The 19,794-nt window shown below is 41.5% G+C and carries 19 protein-coding genes; 18 read left to right on the forward strand and 1 reads right to left on the reverse strand.

Annotation, left to right across the window (positions count from 1 at the left end):
• Window positions 1–5: 5 nt before the first annotated feature.
• Window positions 6–1,037 (forward strand): Gfo/Idh/MocA family protein, encoded by a 1,032-nt coding sequence (locus LY28_RS05290; protein WP_110461146.1) that lies wholly within the window; start codon window positions 6–8, stop codon window positions 1,035–1,037.
• The gene (locus tag LY28_RS05295) at window positions 1,037–1,888 is read left to right on the forward strand and encodes an amidohydrolase family protein (protein WP_110461147.1); all 852 of its coding nucleotides are present in this window, start codon (window positions 1,037–1,039) and stop codon (window positions 1,886–1,888) included. Before LY28_RS05290 ends, LY28_RS05295 begins: the two co-directional genes overlap by 1 nt.
• A 159-nt stretch (window positions 1,889–2,047) precedes the next feature.
• Here the strand turns inward: LY28_RS05295 and LY28_RS05300 are convergent, their stop codons facing one another.
• Window positions 2,048–2,431: a metal-dependent transcriptional regulator gene (locus LY28_RS05300; protein WP_110461148.1), complete on the reverse strand. Its 384-nt coding sequence runs from the start codon at window positions 2,429–2,431 to the stop codon at window positions 2,048–2,050.
• A 600-nt stretch (window positions 2,432–3,031) separates the two neighbouring features.
• On the opposite strand from LY28_RS05300, the gene LY28_RS05305 reads away from it, so the two are divergent.
• From LY28_RS05305 to LY28_RS05380, 16 genes are all read left to right on the forward strand, one after another.
• Window positions 3,032–4,465 (forward strand): hypothetical protein, encoded by a 1,434-nt coding sequence (locus LY28_RS05305; protein ID WP_110461149.1) that lies wholly within the window; start codon window positions 3,032–3,034, stop codon window positions 4,463–4,465.
• 102 nt (window positions 4,466–4,567) lie between these two features.
• The gene (locus LY28_RS05310; protein WP_110461150.1) at window positions 4,568–5,302 is read left to right on the forward strand and encodes a ferric reductase-like transmembrane domain-containing protein; all 735 of its coding nucleotides are present in this window, start codon (window positions 4,568–4,570) and stop codon (window positions 5,300–5,302) included.
• 16 nt (window positions 5,303–5,318) lie between these two features.
• Window positions 5,319–5,711, forward strand: a complete 393-nt coding sequence (locus LY28_RS05315) for an FMN-binding protein (RefSeq protein WP_165835502.1) — start codon at window positions 5,319–5,321, stop codon at window positions 5,709–5,711.
• Window positions 5,712–6,059: 348 nt separating this feature from the next.
• Window positions 6,060–6,755 (forward strand): NfeD family protein, encoded by a 696-nt coding sequence (locus LY28_RS05320; protein WP_110461152.1) that lies wholly within the window; start codon window positions 6,060–6,062, stop codon window positions 6,753–6,755.
• Between the two features lie 87 nt (window positions 6,756–6,842).
• Complete coding sequence (locus LY28_RS05325; RefSeq protein ID WP_110461153.1) at window positions 6,843–8,309, forward strand: flotillin family protein; 1,467 nt, start codon at window positions 6,843–6,845, stop codon at window positions 8,307–8,309.
• A 211-nt stretch (window positions 8,310–8,520) separates the two neighbouring features.
• A complete protein-coding gene (gene thiS / locus LY28_RS05330) occupies window positions 8,521–8,715 on the forward strand; it encodes a sulfur carrier protein ThiS (protein WP_110461154.1) in 195 nt (64 codons plus the stop codon).
• Between the two features lie 93 nt (window positions 8,716–8,808).
• Entirely contained in the window at window positions 8,809–9,609 is an 801-nt protein-coding gene (gene thiF, locus LY28_RS05335) for a sulfur carrier protein ThiS adenylyltransferase ThiF (RefSeq protein ID WP_110461155.1), read from the forward strand.
• Between the two features lie 27 nt (window positions 9,610–9,636).
• Entirely contained in the window at window positions 9,637–10,410 is a 774-nt protein-coding gene (locus LY28_RS05340) for a thiazole synthase (protein ID WP_110461156.1), read from the forward strand.
• A 34-nt stretch (window positions 10,411–10,444) separates the two neighbouring features.
• On the forward strand, window positions 10,445–11,599 hold the full coding sequence (thiH, locus tag LY28_RS05345) for a 2-iminoacetate synthase ThiH (RefSeq protein WP_110461157.1): 1,155 nt from the start codon (window positions 10,445–10,447) through the stop codon (window positions 11,597–11,599).
• A 120-nt stretch (window positions 11,600–11,719) separates the two neighbouring features.
• On the forward strand, window positions 11,720–12,334 hold the full coding sequence (locus tag LY28_RS05350) for a thiamine phosphate synthase (protein ID WP_110461158.1): 615 nt from the start codon (window positions 11,720–11,722) through the stop codon (window positions 12,332–12,334).
• A gap of 87 nt (window positions 12,335–12,421) precedes the next feature.
• Window positions 12,422–13,978, forward strand: a complete 1,557-nt coding sequence (locus LY28_RS05355) for an ABC-F family ATP-binding cassette domain-containing protein (protein WP_110461159.1) — start codon at window positions 12,422–12,424, stop codon at window positions 13,976–13,978.
• Window positions 13,979–14,472: 494 nt separating this feature from the next.
• Complete coding sequence (locus LY28_RS05360; protein ID WP_110461160.1) at window positions 14,473–15,546, forward strand: ABC transporter ATP-binding protein; 1,074 nt, start codon at window positions 14,473–14,475, stop codon at window positions 15,544–15,546.
• A gap of 25 nt (window positions 15,547–15,571) precedes the next feature.
• Complete coding sequence (locus tag LY28_RS05365) at window positions 15,572–16,642, forward strand: ABC transporter substrate-binding protein (protein WP_110461161.1); 1,071 nt, start codon at window positions 15,572–15,574, stop codon at window positions 16,640–16,642.
• A 161-nt stretch (window positions 16,643–16,803) separates the two neighbouring features.
• Window positions 16,804–17,715, forward strand: a complete 912-nt coding sequence (locus tag LY28_RS05370; RefSeq protein ID WP_110461162.1) for an ABC transporter permease — start codon at window positions 16,804–16,806, stop codon at window positions 17,713–17,715.
• Between the two features lie 13 nt (window positions 17,716–17,728).
• A complete protein-coding gene (locus LY28_RS05375) occupies window positions 17,729–18,526 on the forward strand; it encodes an ABC transporter permease (RefSeq protein WP_110461163.1) in 798 nt (265 codons plus the stop codon).
• 34 nt (window positions 18,527–18,560) lie between these two features.
• A complete protein-coding gene (locus tag LY28_RS05380) occupies window positions 18,561–19,784 on the forward strand; it encodes an aspartate aminotransferase family protein (RefSeq protein WP_110461164.1) in 1,224 nt (407 codons plus the stop codon).
• Window positions 19,785–19,794: the final 10 nt, after the last annotated feature.

The raw sequence follows: 19,794 nt of genomic DNA on the forward strand, positions 1-19,794 counted from the left end.
TATGCATGGAAATTAAACAAATTAAAATGGGAATAGTTGGGGCAGGCACTTGGGGGGAAACACACGCATCAATATATGCAGAGCATCTATTTGCAGACCCGGTGGCTATTTGTGATAAGGACGAGGTCAGGGCAAGAGCCATAGCGGAAAAGTACGGCATAAGAGAAGTGTACACCGACTATAATGAAATGGCAGAAAAGAGTGATATTGATGCTGTTGCAATTGTAACACCTGATTTTCTGCATGCTGATATTGCTTGTAAGTTTGCCGACTGCAAAAAGCATCTGTTGATTGAGAAGCCATTGGCAACAACAAGAGAGGATATCGGCAGAATATGTGAAGCTGTTGAGAGAAATGGCGTGCGTTGTATGGTAGACTTGCACAACAGATGGAACCCTCCTTTTAATACAGCCAAGCAGGAGGTGGAATCCGGCAAGCTGGGTGAACCCTATACGGCATATATAAGGCACAGCGATGTGAAATGGGTTGCCACCGACATGCTGAAATGGGCGTCAAAATCATCAATCCTCTGGTTCTTGGGAAGTCATAGTCTGGACACCCTGCGCTGGATTTTTGATGATGAGGTTAAAAGAGTGTATTCAATTAAAAAGGAAGGTATATTAAAAGCCCTCGGTGTTGATACGGCTGATATATATTTGACTACCATTGAATTTGAACGCGGCGGAATTGCACATATGGAGAATGGATGGGTAACTCCGAACGGCAATACAAATATCAATGACTTCAAATTCAGTTTGCTTTGTACAAAGGGTATGGTCAGCCTTGATTTATCAAGCCATAACTTAATACATCTGGTAACTGATGAAAAGGCTGTAACACCGGATATATTAGTATCTAATATGGTATTTGACAGATGCAAGGGCCTTTCTTATGAAAGTATCCGTGATTTTATAGACAGATTGGTGGATGGCAAGGAATTCAGAGTAACTCTTGAGGATTCAAGAAAAACTGCTTTAGCCATAATTGCCATGCTGGAATCGTCAGAGACAGGAATGCCTGTAGAGGTTGAATATTGATGCTGGACGGACATATTCATATATTTAATAAAACAATCGATAAGGCTGGATTAGCTGAAAAATTCAGCGAGGCCGGAATTAACGGGGGAATTATATTATCCCTGCCTCCGGAAACAATGAACTTTGGATATTTCGGGCAGAAGGAGCGTTTGGACAATCTGCTTGAGTGTAAGGAAGCCGGAAGCAATTTGTATCCCTTTTATTGGATAAATCCTATTGAAAAGGATGCCTTGGAGCAGGTTAAGCTTGCGGAGGAATATGGTGTCAGGGGATTTAAAATAATATGCAATAATTTTTATCCCGATGACAAAAAGGCTTTTAGGGTATTTGAGGCTATAGCAGGTATAAACAGGCCGATATTATTCCATTCGGGAATTTTATGGGATGGAGCGGTTTCATCACAATACAACAGGCCGGCGGGGTTTGAGGCTCTGCTGCAAATCGACGGATTGAAATTTTCACTTGCTCATGCGTCTTGGCCATGGATTGATGAGTGCATCGCCCTCTATGGCAAAATCCAGAATGCCTATTCGAGGCGTCCTGACTTGTCGGTTGAAATGTTTATTGACATAACTCCGGGAACTCCTCCTATCTACAGGGAAGAGCTGCTGACAAAGCTTTTTAAGGTTGGATATGATGTCCAGAACAATATTATTTTCGGCAGCGATTGCAATCTGGACAATTACAACTCAAAATGGACTAAGGATTGGGTAAAAAGAGATAATGAAATATATGATAAGCTATCAATTGGTACTGATGTTAAAAAGAAAGTATTTTCAGAAAATCTGAAGCGGTTTCTGGGACTGGATAAGCAACCTGTCAAAAAGAATACCTTGCTTCCGGGAATCTGAAACTAAAGCTTATAAAGCCGGCGTACAGCCATAAAAAAATTTAAAGCTGTGTGCCGGCTTTTTTGCCCTTTTAAGCAAACACCGGTAATTCATAACCGTCTTGGTTTCATATCTCTGCTTTACACATCTTACAAAAACTGCAAAGGTTGATTAATTTATTTATTTATTACTCTCGTAGTTCTGTAAAAAAAGCTGCATAGCCTCAATGGATTTTGCACTGATAACATGTTCAATGGAGCAGGCATCATTGTCCGCGGTATCATGGTCTATCTTAAGGATATCCATAAAAAACTTCCGGATAATATGATGCTTTTTTGATGTGAATTCCGCCCAGTTTTCTCCGGCAGAGGTAAGATATATTTCACCGTATTTCTCCCTTATAATCAGACCCTTCTCTGCAAGCGTTGACATAGCACTGTTGGTGCTTGCTTTTGTAACTTCCAGACGTTCGGCGATATCTGATACTCGTACTCCCTTCCCTGCTTTTGAAAGTTCATAAATTGCTTCAAGGTAATTTTCCATCGTAAAAGTGAGTTTTTCCATTTCAAATCCTCCGCAATTCCGCAGCAGGTAAATTTGCTACCTCGCTCAGCTTATGCTTTTATATTAAAGGAAAAGGGAATTTATTTCAAGAATTAAGAAAAATTTATTGCAGATAGTTGACAGAAGTTATAGTCAACCATATAATATTAAATGTTAGATTAATCTAACACTCGAGTGAAAAGATTAAAAATCCGGCTATGAGCATCAATGAGAGCGGTAAGCCTTTTGAGAGGCTTGGCCGGAACAGGAAACTGCATAGTAATCATGACAGCAACAGTTGCATTACAAAACTGAATACAGAGGACTAAACTATGCTGATTGGAATTTAAAGCATTGATCATTATTTTATGAACTGAACGGGAAAGTTTACAAAAACAATCTGAGAGAATTGATGCCATATGGCGGTTAAGCATTATCATGAGATTTCTGAAGCTGCCCGGCTGCAGAATATTAGGATAACGCTGTGGCGCACATTCACATAAACAGGTCAAAGCCATAGGTTAAAATAAAAGGTCCTCAATTTCAAACAAGGTATTAATAAAAAATATAGAGAGGAAGGTATAGATGTGATTAATTATAATTACATCATACAAGGGAAAAATGAAGATTAATTTAAAAAAAGCGGTTACAATTGGCATGGCATTATCGATTTCCTTGTCTATGCTCGCAGGCTGCTCATCTGAGGAAGGCAGCAAGGAGTCTGTTGCGGACACTTCTGCTGCGAAGGTATCACAGGCAGATGACACTGCAGCCGGTAAGGAAGTAAAATCTGAAATAGAATGGATATCTACATATAATGGTCCGGATAAGAAGGATGACAGAATGTTTGGCGCTGCCGTTGCATCGGATGGAAGCTATATTGCCGTAGGAAATTCTGAAAATGCGGATAAAAGTGAAACGGCTGTGTATTTAAAATATAAGGCAGACGGTACTCAGGAATGGGCGAAGCAGATTCCTGACACCCACTTGCAGGCAGTAATAGAAACCAAAAGCGGATATCTGGCTGTGGGCAGCACAACCTCAAAGGCGGAACCGTTCTTTAAGGAAACCGCGGCGGCGGCAGGAGAGCCTGATACCAATGCGGCGGCTGTACTGTTTGACAAAGAAGGAAACATAATTTGGGCTAAATCCTTTGGAGGCAGCGGATATGATGTATTTACAGGGCATATGTGGAGCGGGTCCGGCTATCCTTCCGTATTGCCTAACGGGAACTTTTTACTACTTGGGAATACAGCATCAAATGACGGCGATTTTAAGGGCAGAAACATCGGAGGCACTGATGGGTTCCTGCTTGAAATAGATCCTCAGGGGAAGCTTGTATCAGTAAACCTCTATGGCGGCAGCGGAAACGACACCTTGCATGAGGCAATTGCTTTAGAGGATGGAAGTATTTTAATTGGCGGCATCATGAATCTCCCTACAGAGGAAAAAACAAAAAAGGTTCTTCCTGCGGACGGAATGTTTAAAGGATTGTCCGACAATTGGGATGAAGGCAGTGTTTTTGTAACCAAGCTTGATAAAAATAAAAATATTCTTTGGACAAAGCTTATTAATGCACATGGACCATGGGTTGTAGGAATGACGCCGGCAAAGGACGGAGGAATTATGGTTGCTGCCGACGGTATGAAGGAAACTGCCGAGGAAGAGGCTACCAGCCTGTCTCTGTATAAGCTGGATGCAAACGGTAATGTGATTTGGGAGAAAGATTACAGTAACGATAAGGGTGATACTGCGAGAATATTTGTAACCTCCTTAAGAGGAGCTGCCGACGGAACTTATCTGCTTTCGGGAGAGGTTCATTACAAATCGGTTCTTGAGCCTGATTCTGAAGGTATGCGCGGCTGGCTTGGCTGTATAGATGAGACCGGTAATTTGCTGTGGGAACGTAATTTTGAAGGCACAGATTATGAATTGCACATCCATGCAGAGCCCGCCGCCGACGGAGGAGTTGTTCTGGCGGCTCAGAAAGCCTCGGAAGATGGAGACTGGGATGCAGTACTTATAAAATATGCACCCTATGTAAAATCAAAATAATCATTACATAGCTTCTGATGCAAATGGACTTCTGCCCTGCCGAATGCGGGCAGAGGTCCATTCAATTAGCATTTATTTAAAAATGCAAGAGAGGAGAAAAAAATGTTGCTATTGCTGGGACTGGTGCAAGTATTCATTTTCATATTTGTATTCCATAATGCTCTTAAAAAATACCCTGAACGATTTTACACAGTGGCAGTCTGCATGGTAATCTTTTTAATCGCGGATATTTTACTGGAATTTTCCGTAGAATGGCCGGATTGGATTCAAACCTATATTTTGTCTGTTTTTCAGAGAGGTTCCTTTGCTACCTCACTGTTTATTGTTGTAATGTTTATTGGCGCACTGGATAAAAAACGGCCGGCCGTAAGGGCATTATTCAAGATTCGTGCTGAATTATCCATTGTGGCCTCCATATTGACACTAGGGCACAATCTTATCTATGGTTGGTCCTATTTTCCAATGTTATTTACAAGGCCGGGAGATATGCGCCCGGAATATGCGGCTGCCTCGGTGGTAACCATCGTGCTGCTGGTGCTTATGATACCGCTGTTTATTACCTCCTTTTCAAAGGTACGGCGCAAAATGAGTGCACATAAGTGGAAAAGCTTGCAGCGGCTGGCATATCCTTTTTATATTCTGATTTATGTGCATGTGATGATTCTGTTTATACCGAGATGGAATTTGGGAGGTAATTATGTTTTGGGCATTCTGGGATATACGGCTATTTATTCAGCCTATGTTATCCTTAGGCTTAAAAAATATTTTAATGACAGGAAGCATAAGCAGCCGCGGTATTGCAAAACCCATGCACGAAAGGAAAAGATTAAAAATTAAATTTAGGAGAATATATATGAAAAATAAACGCTTTTTTGCGTGTGCAGCCATAATGCTGGTACTTCTTAGTGCCGGCTGTTCCACAGAACAAACAGATAATTCATCGGTAAAGAAGGAAGCTGCCGGTCAGTCTGCGGAGGCAGGGAAGATTAAGGACGGCATATACTCGGGAGTGGCACGGGGATATAAAAAAGGCCTTCATGTAAATGTAACAGTCAAGGATAGTAAAATTGCGGATGTGGAAATTGGCAAGAATAACGAAGATGAACCTTATTTGACGGATTCCATGGTTGTAATTGAGCAGATTGTGGAAACCCAGTCTACGGAAGTAGATGCTGTGGCAGGTGCCACAAAAACCTGCAAGGGAATAGCCAAGGCAGTGGACAATGCACTGGAGAAGGCTAAATAATTATATGCAAGAATACAAAAAGGCACTGGATTTTGGAGTATTACTTCAAGTTCAGGTGCCTTTTTCGGTTTTCAGCCGATAGTAATTGACTTTTTTGTAGAAGCCATATATACATTTGTGTGCGGTGAATGGACTAGGGCGATAATTGAAGAGAAACGAAGATAATAGCATTTACATAATAACCTGATAATTCTTGTGATTTTAAGCGCAAATTATAGTATAATTAGAATATAAACATGCTGCGGCGGTTCTTGTGGAACCTTATAGGATATATTATAATTTGTGCATGTGGTAAATATTTGTAATTACATATCATTGTCACTAGGTTATAGGGAAGGAGGTTAAGATATGTCTGATTTCTACGTAATAGTTTTTTTGGTAGGTGTTTTTTATACGCTTGTTTCTTTAATTATAAGCGGAGTTACCGGTTCATTGCATTCACACGGGGATTTCAGCGGTGATGTGAGTATGCATGGGAATATGGACAGTGGAAGCCTAGACGGCGGACATATTCAAACAGATGGAGGAAACGCAATGCATTCCGCTGACGCAAGCCATGCCGGAAGCATTGAAGGGCAGCATGGATCTTCTGCGGATAGCAGCTCGGGAGTATCGCATAGCATTGTATCCTGGTTCGCATTATTGTTGAACCCGATAGTGGCTGTTTCCTTTTTAACTGTTTTTGGAGGTATAGGAATATTAGGAGAAAGCTATTTTAAGTGGAACGATATCATTACCTTGGTATTTTCAGCTGCTTCGGGAATAATTGTTTCAACGCTTCTTTACAATTTTATAGCAAAGCCTATTTACAGAAGCGAAAACACCTCTGATGTTTCAAGAAATGAATTGATAGGAACGGCGGCAGAAGTTACGACGGATATACTTGCTGAAGGCTTTGGGACTATTACGTACACAGTAAACTCTATCAGGTTTACGTCACCTGCAAAGCACATTGAGGAAAAGGCTGTCAGACAAGGCCAGAAAGTTGTTATATGCAAGATAGAGAGCAATATTTTTTATATAAGTGAAATACCCGGTATCTAAAAACTCAGCTTTTACCGGCAAATTGAGCTTTGGCTCAGTTAACCATGCCGGTTAGGCTTTGTAAAAAAAATAAAAGGAGATTAAAAAATGGGAGATTTTTCAGTGTATTTAATTCCGGTAATAATTGTAATAGTTTTATTTGTTTTAATTATCAGCTTATTCAACATGTACAAAAAGGTGCCGCAGGATAAGGCGCTGGTAGTTACAGGTTTCAGAGGCAGAAGGGTTATAACCGGCGGCGGCGGTATTGTTGTTCCTTTGCTTGAAAGAATTGATGTTATATCTCTTGAAAATATGCAGATTGATATCAGAATAGACGGTGCGCTTACCTCACAAGGTGTTGGAATTGTTGCGGACGGTGTGGCGGTTGTTAAGGTTAAATCCGATAAAGAGTCTATTTTATCGGCAGCAGAGCAGTTTAATACCTCAAAGGGTTTGGATTATATGCTGGGTATTATTGCAAAGACAACACAGCAGGTACTTGAGGGTAAGCTTCGTGAAATAGTTTCAAAAATGACGGTTGAGGAGATATACAAGGACAGGGAGACCTTCGCATCACATGTTCAGGGTGTCGCAGCAACAGAGCTGCAAAGTATGGGACTTGAGCTGAAGGTATTGACCATCAAGGATATATCTGACAAAAACGGATATCTGGAGGCACTTGGAAAGCCAAGAATTGCTGAGGTTAAGAGAGATGCCCAGATTGCAGAAGCAGAAGCTACAAAGGAGACAAAGGTAAAGACCGCTGAGGCCAACAGAGAAGGAGAGGCTGCAAGAATACAGTCTGAAACAAAGATTGCGGAAGAAAATAAAAATAAGGAGCTTAAGGTTCAATCCTACAATAAGGATCAGCAGACTGCAAAAGCGGATGCCGACCTTGCTTACGAGATACAGGCGAATATTGTTAAAAAGGAAGTTGCCGAAACGGCAATGCAGGTTGAAATAACCAAAAAGCAGAAGGAAATAGAGCTGGCAGAGCAGGAAGCACTCAGAAAAGAAAAGGAACTGGAAGCGACAATCAAAAAGCAGGCTGATGCAGATAACTATCAGGCTACAAAGCTTGCGGATGCTAATAAGTACAAGGAATTCGCATCTGCAGAGGCAAGAGCAAGAGCGATAGAAATGGAAGGTGAAGCTAAGGCAAAGGCAAAGAGAGCCGAAGGTATGGCTGAGGTGGAAATTATCAAGGCAAAGGGTGAGGCTGAGGCATCAGCTATGCTGAAAAAAGCGGAAGCCTTCAAGCTGTATAATGATGCGGCTGTTACGCAGATGATAATTGAAAAGCTGCCTGAAATTGCAAATGCAATAGCCAGTCCTCTGGCTAAGACTGAAAAGATTGTTATTGTCGACAATGGCAGCAGCGGAGAAGCAAAAGGTGCCGCAAAGGTTACAGGCTATGTGACAGATATTATTTCTCAGCTTCCTGAGAGTGTTGAAGCAATTACCGGACTTAATGTTTTGGATTTGCTGAAAAAAGGCGGTATTAATAAACCGGAGGATATAATTAAAGAAGTAAATAAAGATGAGGCTCAGCAACAGTCAGATACTCTGTAAAAAGCAGGATAGCTGTTTTGTAAGGCGAGCAGGATAAAAATATCACAAGGGGTTTACGTGACGGTGCCTCTTGTGATATAATACATAAAAAATTAATTTATTTATTAAGTTTCGTACAATATAGCACGAAAAGGGGTACACCACCGCGGGTGTAATTCTTTTCGTGCTTTTTGTTTTGGCTTGTATTTTAAACTTGGAAAGGATGCTTGTGATGAAATTAAATGGGAATACAATTATCTTTAAAAAGGAAGTGCCGTTAATTTTATTCTTACAGCAAAACAAATATGATATTTCCCGGATAGCGGTTGAGCTAAACGGAGATATTGTACCGAAAGCAGAGTATGCCGGGGTTTTGCTTAGTGAAAAGGATTCCGTGGAAGTTGTCAGCTTTGTTGGAGGAGGATGAGGATAAATTAACAGGAATAACGGGTAATTAAAAATTGGAAAGGTGGCGGGCAGCTTTCTATGCTGTTTTGCGTAAAAGGAGCATGGAAATAAAATGTATATTAAAATAAATGGGCAGGAGATTGAAACGAAATTTCGGTATGTATATGAGCTGTGCGGAAACATAAGTGCAGAAAAGGTAATAATCCTTAACGGATATCAGACATCCGGGGACTATGAATTATCTGAAGGGGATGAGCTTTTTATTATACAAAAGGGGGTCATACCAGGGCAGGAACAGCTGGAAGGGATGATGGCGGCACGGCATACCCCACGGGTACATGCTAGGGTAAAAGCAGCTGGAGTTGCTATTGCAGGATTGGGAGGATTAGGCTCAAATGTTGCGGTCATGCTTGCCAGAACGGGTGTGGGGAACTTGCTGCTGGTGGATTTTGATGTGGTTGAGCCGAGCAATCTGAACAGGCAAAGCTATTACATAAGCCATTTGGGTTTGCCTAAAACAATTGCTCTTGAAAAACAGCTTAAGGAAATTAATCCGTTTATAAATATAAAAATAAAAAATGTAAGAGTTACAGAGGAAAATGCAGAAGAATTGTTTGCCGGATATGATGTGATATGTGAGGCCTTTGACAATCCTGAAGCAAAGGCTGTGCTTGTAAATACTGTTCTTGAACGGTTACATAATATTAAGGTGGTAGCGGCATCAGGAATGGCCGGCTATCACAGCTCCAATCTTATAAGAACCGAGAGAAAAATGAAAAATCTTTATGTATGCGGTGATTTTGAAAACGAAGCCGGAACAGGCAGCGGGCTGATGGCACCCAGAGTACAGATATGTGCGGCACATCAGGCAAATATGGTTCTGCGCCTGTTATTGGGAATAGAAGAGGCTTGAAAAGCTATTATACAAGGAGAGGTTAAAATGACAGATAAATTAGTTATCGGAGGCCATGAATTCAAATCCAGATTTATTCTGGGTTCAGGCAAATTTTCGCTTGATATGACAAAGGCGGTAATAGAAAATGCAGATGTCGAGATGATAACCGTTGCACTGCGGAGGGCAAATATAGGAGGAGAAGGGAATATACTGGATTTTATTCCTAAGGACATAGTGCTGCTGCCGAATACATCAGGGGCAAGAACTGCCGGGGAGGCTGTAAGAATTGCCAGACTTTCAAGAGAAATCGGCTGCGGTAATTTTATTAAAATTGAGGTTATTAATGATTCAAAGTATTTGATGCCGGACAATTATGAAACTGTAAAAGCAACGGAGACACTTGCAAAAGAAGGCTTTATTGTTATGCCATATATGTATCCTGAGCTGAATGCGGCAAGAGCGCTCCAAAATGCCGGAGCTGCCGCTGTTATGCCTCTTGGTGCGCCAATAGGCAGTAATAAGGGGTTATTGACGAGGGATTTTATTAAAATGCTGATAGATGAAATTAATCTGCCTATTATAGTGGATGCAGGAATAGGCAGGCCCTCACAGGCTTGCGAAGCAATGGAAATGGGTGCGGCCGCAGTTATGGCAAACACAGCTATTGCAACCGCAAAGGAGGTCTCCGTTATGGCAAAGGCCTTCAAGCTTGCCGTTGAGGCGGGCAGAGCGGCTTACCTTGCAGGTCTTGGACGTGTGCTTGATTATAAGGCGGAGGCATCCAGTCCTTTGACGGGATTTCTGGAGGATTTGGCTTGAGATAACATTTGTTGCGTAAAAGGAGTGAGGCTGTATGACAAGCAGGGAAAGCAGTATCATGCATCATTTAGAAGGCATGGAGGCCATAGATTCGGACATTATGAGCAAAGTGCTGAATATGGCACAAAAATATGATTATAACCAATATACGGTGAGGGATGTGGAAGGCGCGCTGGAAAGGGAGGCACTTTCTGTGGAGGACTTTGCAGCTGTACTGTCTCCGGCGGCGGCAGCCTATCTGGAGCAATTGGCTCAGAAGGCAAGGCTCGAAACCAGAAAGCATTTTGGAAACTCTGTTTCCTTATTTACACCGCTGTACATATCAAATTACTGCGAAAACAATTGCGTATACTGCGGTTTTAACTGCAAAAATAAAATCCAAAGAGGGAAATTATCCCTTGAAGAAATAGAGGATGAACTTAAAACTATTGCCAAAACAGGCTTAAAGGATATCCTGATATTAACCGGAGAAGCGCGGCGAAAGTGTGATGTTGCATATATAGGTGAGGCAATAAAGCTTGCCCGCAAATATTTTTCAACAATAAGCGTTGAAATTTTTCCGCTCAATACGGAGGAGTATAGATATATCAGGCAATGCGGCGCCGATTTTGTCTGTGTTTATCAGGAAACCTATAATACTGAGACATATGAAAAAATGCATCCAAGGGGGCCGAAGAGGGTTTTCCCTTATAGATTCAATGCTCAGGAGCGTGCGATAAAAGGCGGAATGCGCGGAGTTGCCCTTGGTGTCTTGCTGGGCTTGGACGATTTCAGAAGAGATGCTTTTGCAGCAGGTATTCATGCCTATCTGTTGCAGCAGAAATATCCTCATGCCGAGCTTTCCTTTTCTGTACCGAGACTGCGTCCTTATATCAATAATTCCCGAAATAATCCGAGAAATGTGCATGAATCTCAGCTTTTGCAGGTTATACTGGCTTACCGCCTGCTTATGCCCTTTGCAGGTATAACAATTTCAACGAGGGAAAGTCCTGAATTCAGGGATAATGTTATAGGCATAGCGGCAAATAAGGTTTCTGCAGGTGTGAAGGTAAGTGTGGGAGGGCACGATTCAGAAGCAAAAGGCGATGAGCAATTTGAAATATCCGATCCACGAGATGTTGCCGCTATACATCAAATGATACTTTCGAGAGGCTTGCAGCCGGTGTATACCGATTATGTCAGAGTATGAAGATGTAAAATTTACGCCGGAAATATCAGCTTAAAAATGAGAAGTTTACAATTCGTGCATTATTTTTTTCTTCACAATCAAAAAGCTGCGGGCGGCATCGGTGAATGGAGGTCAGTATAATTGATTATTTGTGTGACAAACAGATTGCTTTGCAAGGGGAATTTTCTTGAGCGTATTGAACAGATAGCAAAAGCTTTGCCATATAGTATAATTCTGAGGGAAAAGGATTTGCCGCTTGAGGAGTATGAGCAGCTGGCATTGGAATGTGAGGGAATATGCAGAAAATATAACGTACCGCTGGTAATAAATTCATATATAGCTGCTGCTCGAAAATTGAAAGCTTCGTATATTCACCTTCCTGCTGAAATATTTCTGAAGCACCGGAAAGAGCTGAGCGGCTTCAGACAAGCAGGTGCTTCCGTTCATTCGGCAGAGGAAGCGAAATTTTCTGAAATAATGGGGGCGGATTATTTAATAGCAGGGCATATTTTCCATACTGGCTGCAAAAGAGGTGTTCCGCCAAGAGGGCTTGATTTCCTCCGGCAGGTATGCTCTGCGGTTTCAATTCCGGTATTTGCAATCGGAGGGATAAGTGAAAGCAATGCGAATGAAGTGCTGAAGGCAGGAGCGGACGGCATTTGCATGATGTCTCAGCTTATGGGCTGTGATAATGTGGAGGCGGTTTTCGAGGGATATCGTGAAATTTTTGCTGAAAATAAAAAGTTGAAGGATTAATTTGATCGTTTTCAGACAAATTTACTTTACTATATTTTATAAATCGGTATAATTATAATGTTGATTTTTTTGTGTGGAGGAGTAAATTTGAGTATATTAACAGTAGAAAACGTAAGTCATGGCTTCGGCGCCAGAACCATATTGGAGGATGCCTCGTTCAGATTGCTTAAGGGTGAGCATGTAGGCCTTGTAGGGGCAAACGGGGAGGGCAAGTCTACATTTTTAAATATAATTACCGGAAAGCTTATGCCGGATGAGGGAAAGGTCGAGTGGTGCAACAGAATAACCACCGGATATCTGGATCAGCATACTGTGCTCACACCGGGGAAAACCATACGTGAGACCTTGAGAGAGGCTTTTCAGCACATGTTTGATCTCGAGCAGGAAATGCTCTCAATATACGAAAAGATGGGTGAGGCTTCTGAAAGTGAATTAAACTCAATGATGGAGGATGTAGGTGAGCTTCAGAATGAGCTTGAGCACAGCGGCTTTTACATTCTTGATTCAAAGATTGAGGAGGTTGCAAATGGTTTGGGACTGGGGGATATCGGACTTGAGACAGATGTTTCCAACCTGAGCGGAGGGCAGAGAACAAAGGTATTACTTACAAAGCTTCTGCTTCAAAGCCCTATGATATTGATATTGGACGAGCCTACGAACTTTCTTGATGAAAACCATATAATATGGCTGAAAAATTACTTGAAAAATTATGAAAACGCATTTATACTGGTTTCTCACGATATTCCGTTTCTGAATGATGTGGTAAATGTTATTTATCATGTGGAAAATGCTGTGCTGACAAGGTATGCAGGTAATTATGACGAATTTCAGAGAATGTATCAGCTCTCAAAGCAGCAGACTCAGCAGGCATATGAAAAGCAGCAGAAGGAAATCGAAAGGCTTGAGGACTTTGTCGCAAGAAACAAGGCAAGAGCGGCTACTGCGAATATGGCTAAAAGCAGACAGAAGAAGCTGGACAAAATGGAGCTTATCAATAAGGTGCAGGAGAAGGTCAAGCCGATATTCAAGTTCAGGGAAGCCCGTGCATCTGGAAGATATATATTCAGGACAGACAATCTTATAATAGGATATGAAGAAGCCTTGACAGGTATGCTGAACATAGCTCTGGAGCGCGGACAGAAGGTTGCAGTCAAAGGTGTGAACGGACTGGGGAAATCCACTCTGCTTAAAACTCTGCTGGGAATTCAAAGGCCGTTTGGAGGAGAGGTTGTACTTGATGACTATTTGTATCCCGGTTATTTTGAGCAGGAGGGTGAACGCTATAATACAAAAACCGCATTGGAAGAGGTATGGAAGGAGTACCCCGGGCTATCGAATGCCGAAGTACGCGGAGCGCTGGCAAAATGCGGCCTTACAACTGAGCATATTACCAGCCAGATGATGGTGCTGAGCGGCGGAGAGAATGCAAAGGTACGTCTGTGCAAGCTGATGCTGAAGGAGGTAAACTGGCTGATATTGGACGAGCCTACAAACCATCTTGATGTGGATGCGAAGGAGGAACTGAAAAGGGCACTTGCGGAATTTAAAGGCACAGTACTGTTGGTTTGCCATGAGCCGGAATTTTATGAGGATTGGGTTACAGATGTATGGAATGTGGAGGACTGGACAACAAAAATTGTTTAAGGCTTGAATAGTTACGGTAAACTAAAAAGATAGTATTTTATAAAAATTGTAATATAAAGAAATGCTTAGGATATATGGGTGAAATAGTCTTGTGCTGCAAGCTTAAATAGTATATTGTACTAAAACTGCAGATTAAAAAATATTAAAATTTGTTACTAATTATAGAGATTTTTATTTACATAAACTAATTCTTGACACAGCAAAAAAAAGAAATTATACTAGTTACATAAACAGCAACGAAATATAATTAATATAAAGCAACGGTGCTTTGAGTTATTATAAGCTCAAAGTGCTTTTTTTATAGGCTGTACAGGAATTAAAAATCAAATAATAGAAGAAAAGCAAAGGCGCTTTGGGTATAAAACTCAAAGCGCTTTTTTCATAGGCTGAAAAGGAAAGGAATAAGAAAGATAGTAAAGAAAAGCAAAGGCGCTTTGAGAAAAAACTCAAGTGCCTTTTGTTATAAAGAGGCCGGTGAGAAGGGGGAAGCCATTATGGGAGCTAATATCAGGCTGGAAAATGTATGTAAGGATTATGGACAGACAAATGTAATCAAGTATGTAAAGTTTGAAATAGAGGATGGGGATTTCCTTACAATTCTTGGCCCCAGCGGAGCAGGGAAAACAACTCTGCTGAAAATGATTGCGGGTTTTGAGGATACATCAAGCGGAAGCATATTGATTAACGGAGAGGATATTGCAAGAAAGCCCATTCATAAGAGAAATATCGGAATGCTTTTTCAGAATTATGCATTGTTCCCTCATATGACAGTTAACGAAAACATTTCTTTTCCTTTGGGTATAAGAAAAGTAAAGAAAGCTGAAAAGAAGGAAAGAGTAGCTGAAATGCTCAACAAGGTCAAGTTGGGAGAATATGGAAAAAGATATCCTAGAGAGCTGTCAGGCGGGCAGCAGCAGCGGGTTGCGCTGGCAAGAGCACTGGTCTTCAATCCTCCGGTTTTACTGCTGGATGAGCCTATGGCTGCTTTGGATAAACAGCTGAGAAAGCATATGCAGCTTGAAATCAAGGAAATACACAATGCACTGGGAATTACAACAATTTCAGTAACCCATGATCAGGAGGAAGCTCTGACAATGGCCACGAAAGTTTGCATTATGAAGGACGGCATGGTTGAACAAATAGCTTCTCCTGTTGAAATTTATGAAAGGCCGAATTCAGTTTTTGTTGCAAAGTTCATAGGTGAGGCAAATGTTGTTGAATGCCCTGTAGTCAAGGTTGAGCCTTCATATATCGGCATAAAGCTGTATGGAGACAACTTGGTAAGGTTGCCGCAGAAATCAAAAAAATATACCTCCTTCAACTCCATAAATGTTGTGATAAGGCCTGAAAAGGTCAAGGTGGTTGATGATTCCTTCAATGGCCTGAGGCTGAAGGCAAAAATTGAGCAGGCGGTTTATGTGGGAGATGTTTTAAAGCTCAAGGTCAGGCTTGAATGCGGAAAGAGTATGAAGGTGAAGGTTTTTACACAATATTCCCTGTCACTTAATGTAGGGGATAGCATCAATCTTGGTATTCTTGAGGAAGACATGGTTGTAGTAGGAAGATAAAAATTATATACGGGAGGATACGAAAATGAAAATAATGAAAAAAGTCGCAGCAGTAGTCTTGTCAATATCAATGTTAGCTGCAACGGCAGCCTGCGGAAAAGGCGAAGAGGTTGCGGGTGATAAAAAATGGTCTGGAAAGAGTCTTGTGGTGTGCAGCTGGGGCGGTGCGATTCAGGAAGCACAGAAAAAAACCATCTTTGATGCCTTTGCGGAAAAATACGGATGTACAGTTGAAGAAACGACTGATCCGGATCCGGCAAAAATTAAGTCAATGGTTGAGGCGGGGAATATGGAAGTTGATGTTTGGGATGTTGACTGTGACTTCGTTCCGCGCGGAATTGCACAGGATTTATTTGAGAAGCTGGATTTCAATGTTATTTCAAAGGAAGGACTGGTCGAGGGCTTTATAACAGAATATTCCGTACCGGCGGAAATTTCAACTCTGTGCATTTCATGGAATACTGAAAAGATTTCAAGTGATAAACATCCTAAAACCTGGACTGAATTTTTTGATTCAAATACTTATCCGGGAAAAAGAACTCTTTATACGAATCCGATGTCAATGTTTGAGGCGGTATTATTGGCAGACGGAGTAAAAAAAGAAGATATGTATCCAATTGATGTTGACAGGGTATTTAAATATCTTGATGCTCACAAGAGCGATATTGTAACCTTCTGGACCTCCGGCGCACAGTCAGTTGAGCTGGTGGCAGGCGGTGATGCCGCACTGGGAACGGTATGGGGCGGACGTGTTATTGCAGCCCAGAAGGACGGACAGCCTATTGAAAAGGAAACAAATGAAGCAATTCTGACAGGAGATGCATGGGTAATCGGTAAAGGCTCAAAGAACGTAGAAATGGCGCAGGACTTTATAGCCTTTGCGACATCGCCGGAAGTGATTGCAAATTATGCTGTTGAATATCCGGGGAATGCACCGGCAAATACCAAGGCATATGACCTGATGACCAAGGAACAGATTTCCGCACTTGCATCATCTCCCGAATTGGAAAAAACTCAATTATATATAGATGTTGACTGGTGGGTCAAAAACTACGACGCTGTATATGAAAGATTCCAAAAGTGGCTTATAAGCTAGGTCCCCCGGTAAATTCCTTTATATAAGGGCTGCTGCATAAATAGTACTTGTAATTGCTGCAAAGACAATAACAGGTCGAGGGACATTTAAAAAGACTATAGAGCTATGCAGCAGCCCTTCCTTTGTAATTGTATATTTTTAGGCTTGAGGAGGTGCTGGTAATGGAAGAAAAAGCAGCATTGGAAGGAGCTGTTTCATTCAATAAGGCTGAACAGCTGACAATGAATTATACAGCTAAAAGAAATAAAAGGAGAAGCAATAAATCCTGGATGCTATTAATCCTGCCGGCATTATTTTTATTTATATTTATGTTTATTCCTTTGCTTCAAATAATAAAATTAAGTATTACTGATGCTGGCGGCTCATTTACATTAGCTGCATATTTAAAGTTTTTCCAATCAAGCATCTATTTGCAGGTTATTGCATTGACCTTTAAGGTGGCATTTGTGGTTACGCTTTTATGCCTGTTGCTGGGATATCCGGTTGCATATGCTATGACGAAGTGCTCAAAGAGGATCAGCAGCCTGATAATGATAGCTGTTATGATTCCGTTCTGGACAAGCTTATTGGTTCGTACTTACGCATGGATGATTATACTTCAGTCAAACGGAATAATTAATAATATTCTTATGGGCCTGGGACTTATCAAGGAACCGCTGCAGCTTATGAACAACACCACAGGTGTATATATAGGTATGACACATATCCTGCTTCCATACATGATTTTATCACTTTATCCTGTTTTAAGCGGCATTGATTTCAATTATGTTTCAGCGGCACAAAATCTTGGAGCAAACAAGCTGCTGGCCTTTTTAAGGGTATATTTGCCTCTTAGTATTCAAGGAATTGCTGCAGGCTCGATTTTAGTATTTGTAATGGGTATAGGTTATTTTGTAACACCCTCGCTGCTGGGGGGCTCAAACGATGCAATGATTTCTCAGCTGATTCAGGTACAGGTGAGCAAGCTTTTGAACTGGCAGTTCTCATCAGCTGTTTCTATAATACTTCTTGCAATAAGCTTAGTTGTATTATATGTTTCAAAGAAGCTTATGAAGGTTGATAAATTATGGTAAGGAGGTTGAGGATATGATTTGGGTAATTGCAATCTTAATTATTTTATTTCTGGTATTACCTGTGCTGATTATAATTCCGATGTCATTCAGCTCTTCACGATATATCGAATTTCCGCCGCCGGGGTTTTCAGCACAGTGGTACGAGAAGTTCTTTGGAAGCCAGCAATGGACAGATTCGCTTGTTACCAGTATTCAGGTTGGAATTATAACAACGGTTATTGCACTGCTTCTTGGAATACTTGCCGCGGAAGGAATACACAAATCCGACTTTAAAGGAAAGGGAATACTCACCGAGCTGTTTATGATGCCAATGCTTGTGCCTGCGATTATTGTAGGCTTGGCACTATATCGTTTTGAGGCGCAGAACAATATTACCGGTACCTTTGCAGGTATTGTAATAGCCCACACGCTTCTGGCTGTTCCGTTTGTAATAAGAACTGTTCTTGCCAGCTTAAGCGGGCTTAATCCAAATTACGAGCTGGCTGCACAAAATCTCGGGGCCAATAAATTCAAAGCGTTTATTAAGGTTACCTTTCCAATAATAAAGCCTGCTGTATTTTCAGGTGGAATGTTTGCATTTGCAACCTCCTTTGATGAAATTGTTGTGACACAATTCATCAGCGGAATAAGGCTGGCGACACTTCCCAAAAGAATGTGGGATGGGCTCAGGCAGCAGATAGACCCTACAATTACAGCCATTGCCGCAATTATGATTATAGGGATAACACTAATAATGATTATTGCAAACAGCAAGGAAATTTTTTCGAGAACCTACCATGTTAAAGAAGAGGTTCTGGATGAAACTGATTAAAAATTACAGCTGTTAACATACTGGAGGAAGAAAAATGAGATTAAAGGATTGTGGATTGACAAAAGAGGATTTGAAAGAAATTGTGGGAAAGTACATGATTGAAACCTACGAGCGTTTTGATTTTGTTGCCGAAACAGCAAAGGATATGTATTTATATGATGAAAACGGTGAAGGCTATTTGGACTTTTATGCGGGTATTGCGGTGAACAGTGCGGGAAGCTGCAATGAGAAGGTTGTCGCAGCTGTTAAAGAGCAGATTTCTGATGTTATGCATACATTTAATTATCCGTATACAATACCTCAGGCTTTGCTGGCTAAGAAAATTTGCGACACCATAGGTATGGACAAAATTTTCTTCCAGAATTCAGGCACTGAGGCAAATGAAGCCATGATAAAAATGGCCAGAAAGTATGGCGTTGAAAATTTCCATCCCAATAAATATAATATTGTGACTGCAAAAATGGGCTTTCACGGCAGAACCTTCGGCTCGATGTCGGCAACAGGCCAACCGCAGAATGCTTGTCAGAAGGGCTTCGGAGATATGGCTCCCGGCTTTGTGTATGCGGAATACAACAATCTGGAGTCCTTTCAGGCGGCAGTTACCGGAGACACTATTGCTGTCATGATAGAGCCTGTTCAGGGAGAGGGAGGAGTCTTTCCGGCTACATATGAGTTTATGACCGGCCTTAGAAAGCTGTGTGATGAAAAAGGACTGCTGCTGCTGCTTGACGAGGTTCAGACAGGCTGGTGCAGGACAGGTGAGGTAATGGCTTATATGAATTACGGTATAAAGCCTGATATTGTTTCAATGGCAAAGGCAATGGGAGGAGGGATGCCGATAGGTGCAATCTGTGCTTCAGAAAAAGCGGCAAGGGCATTCAGCCCCGGCTCTCACGGCACTACCTACGGCGGGAATCCGGTATCCTGCGCTGCTTCTCTGGCTCAGATTACAGAGCTGCTGGAAAAGGATCTGGCAGGCAATGCTAAAAGAATGGGGGCATATTTTGCCGAAAAGCTGAAAGCACTTCCGCATGTCAGGGAGGTCAGAGGGCAGGGCTTGCTGATAGGCGTTGAGTTTGATGAAAAAATTGAGGCTGTTGATATAAAGCACGGCTGCTTTGACAGAAAGCTTATTATTACTGCTATAGGCTCAAGCATTATCCGCATGGTGCCTCCTTTGATTCTTACCGAAGAGCATTGTGATAGGGCTTATGAAATTATCAAGGAAACAGTTGAGAGCTGTCAAAATAGAAAATAAAAGGAGCTTG

This window comes from Ruminiclostridium sufflavum DSM 19573 (assembly GCF_003208175.1).
In the GTDB taxonomy this organism is placed as follows: Bacteria; Bacillota; Clostridia; order Acetivibrionales; family DSM-1351; genus Ruminiclostridium; species Ruminiclostridium sufflavum.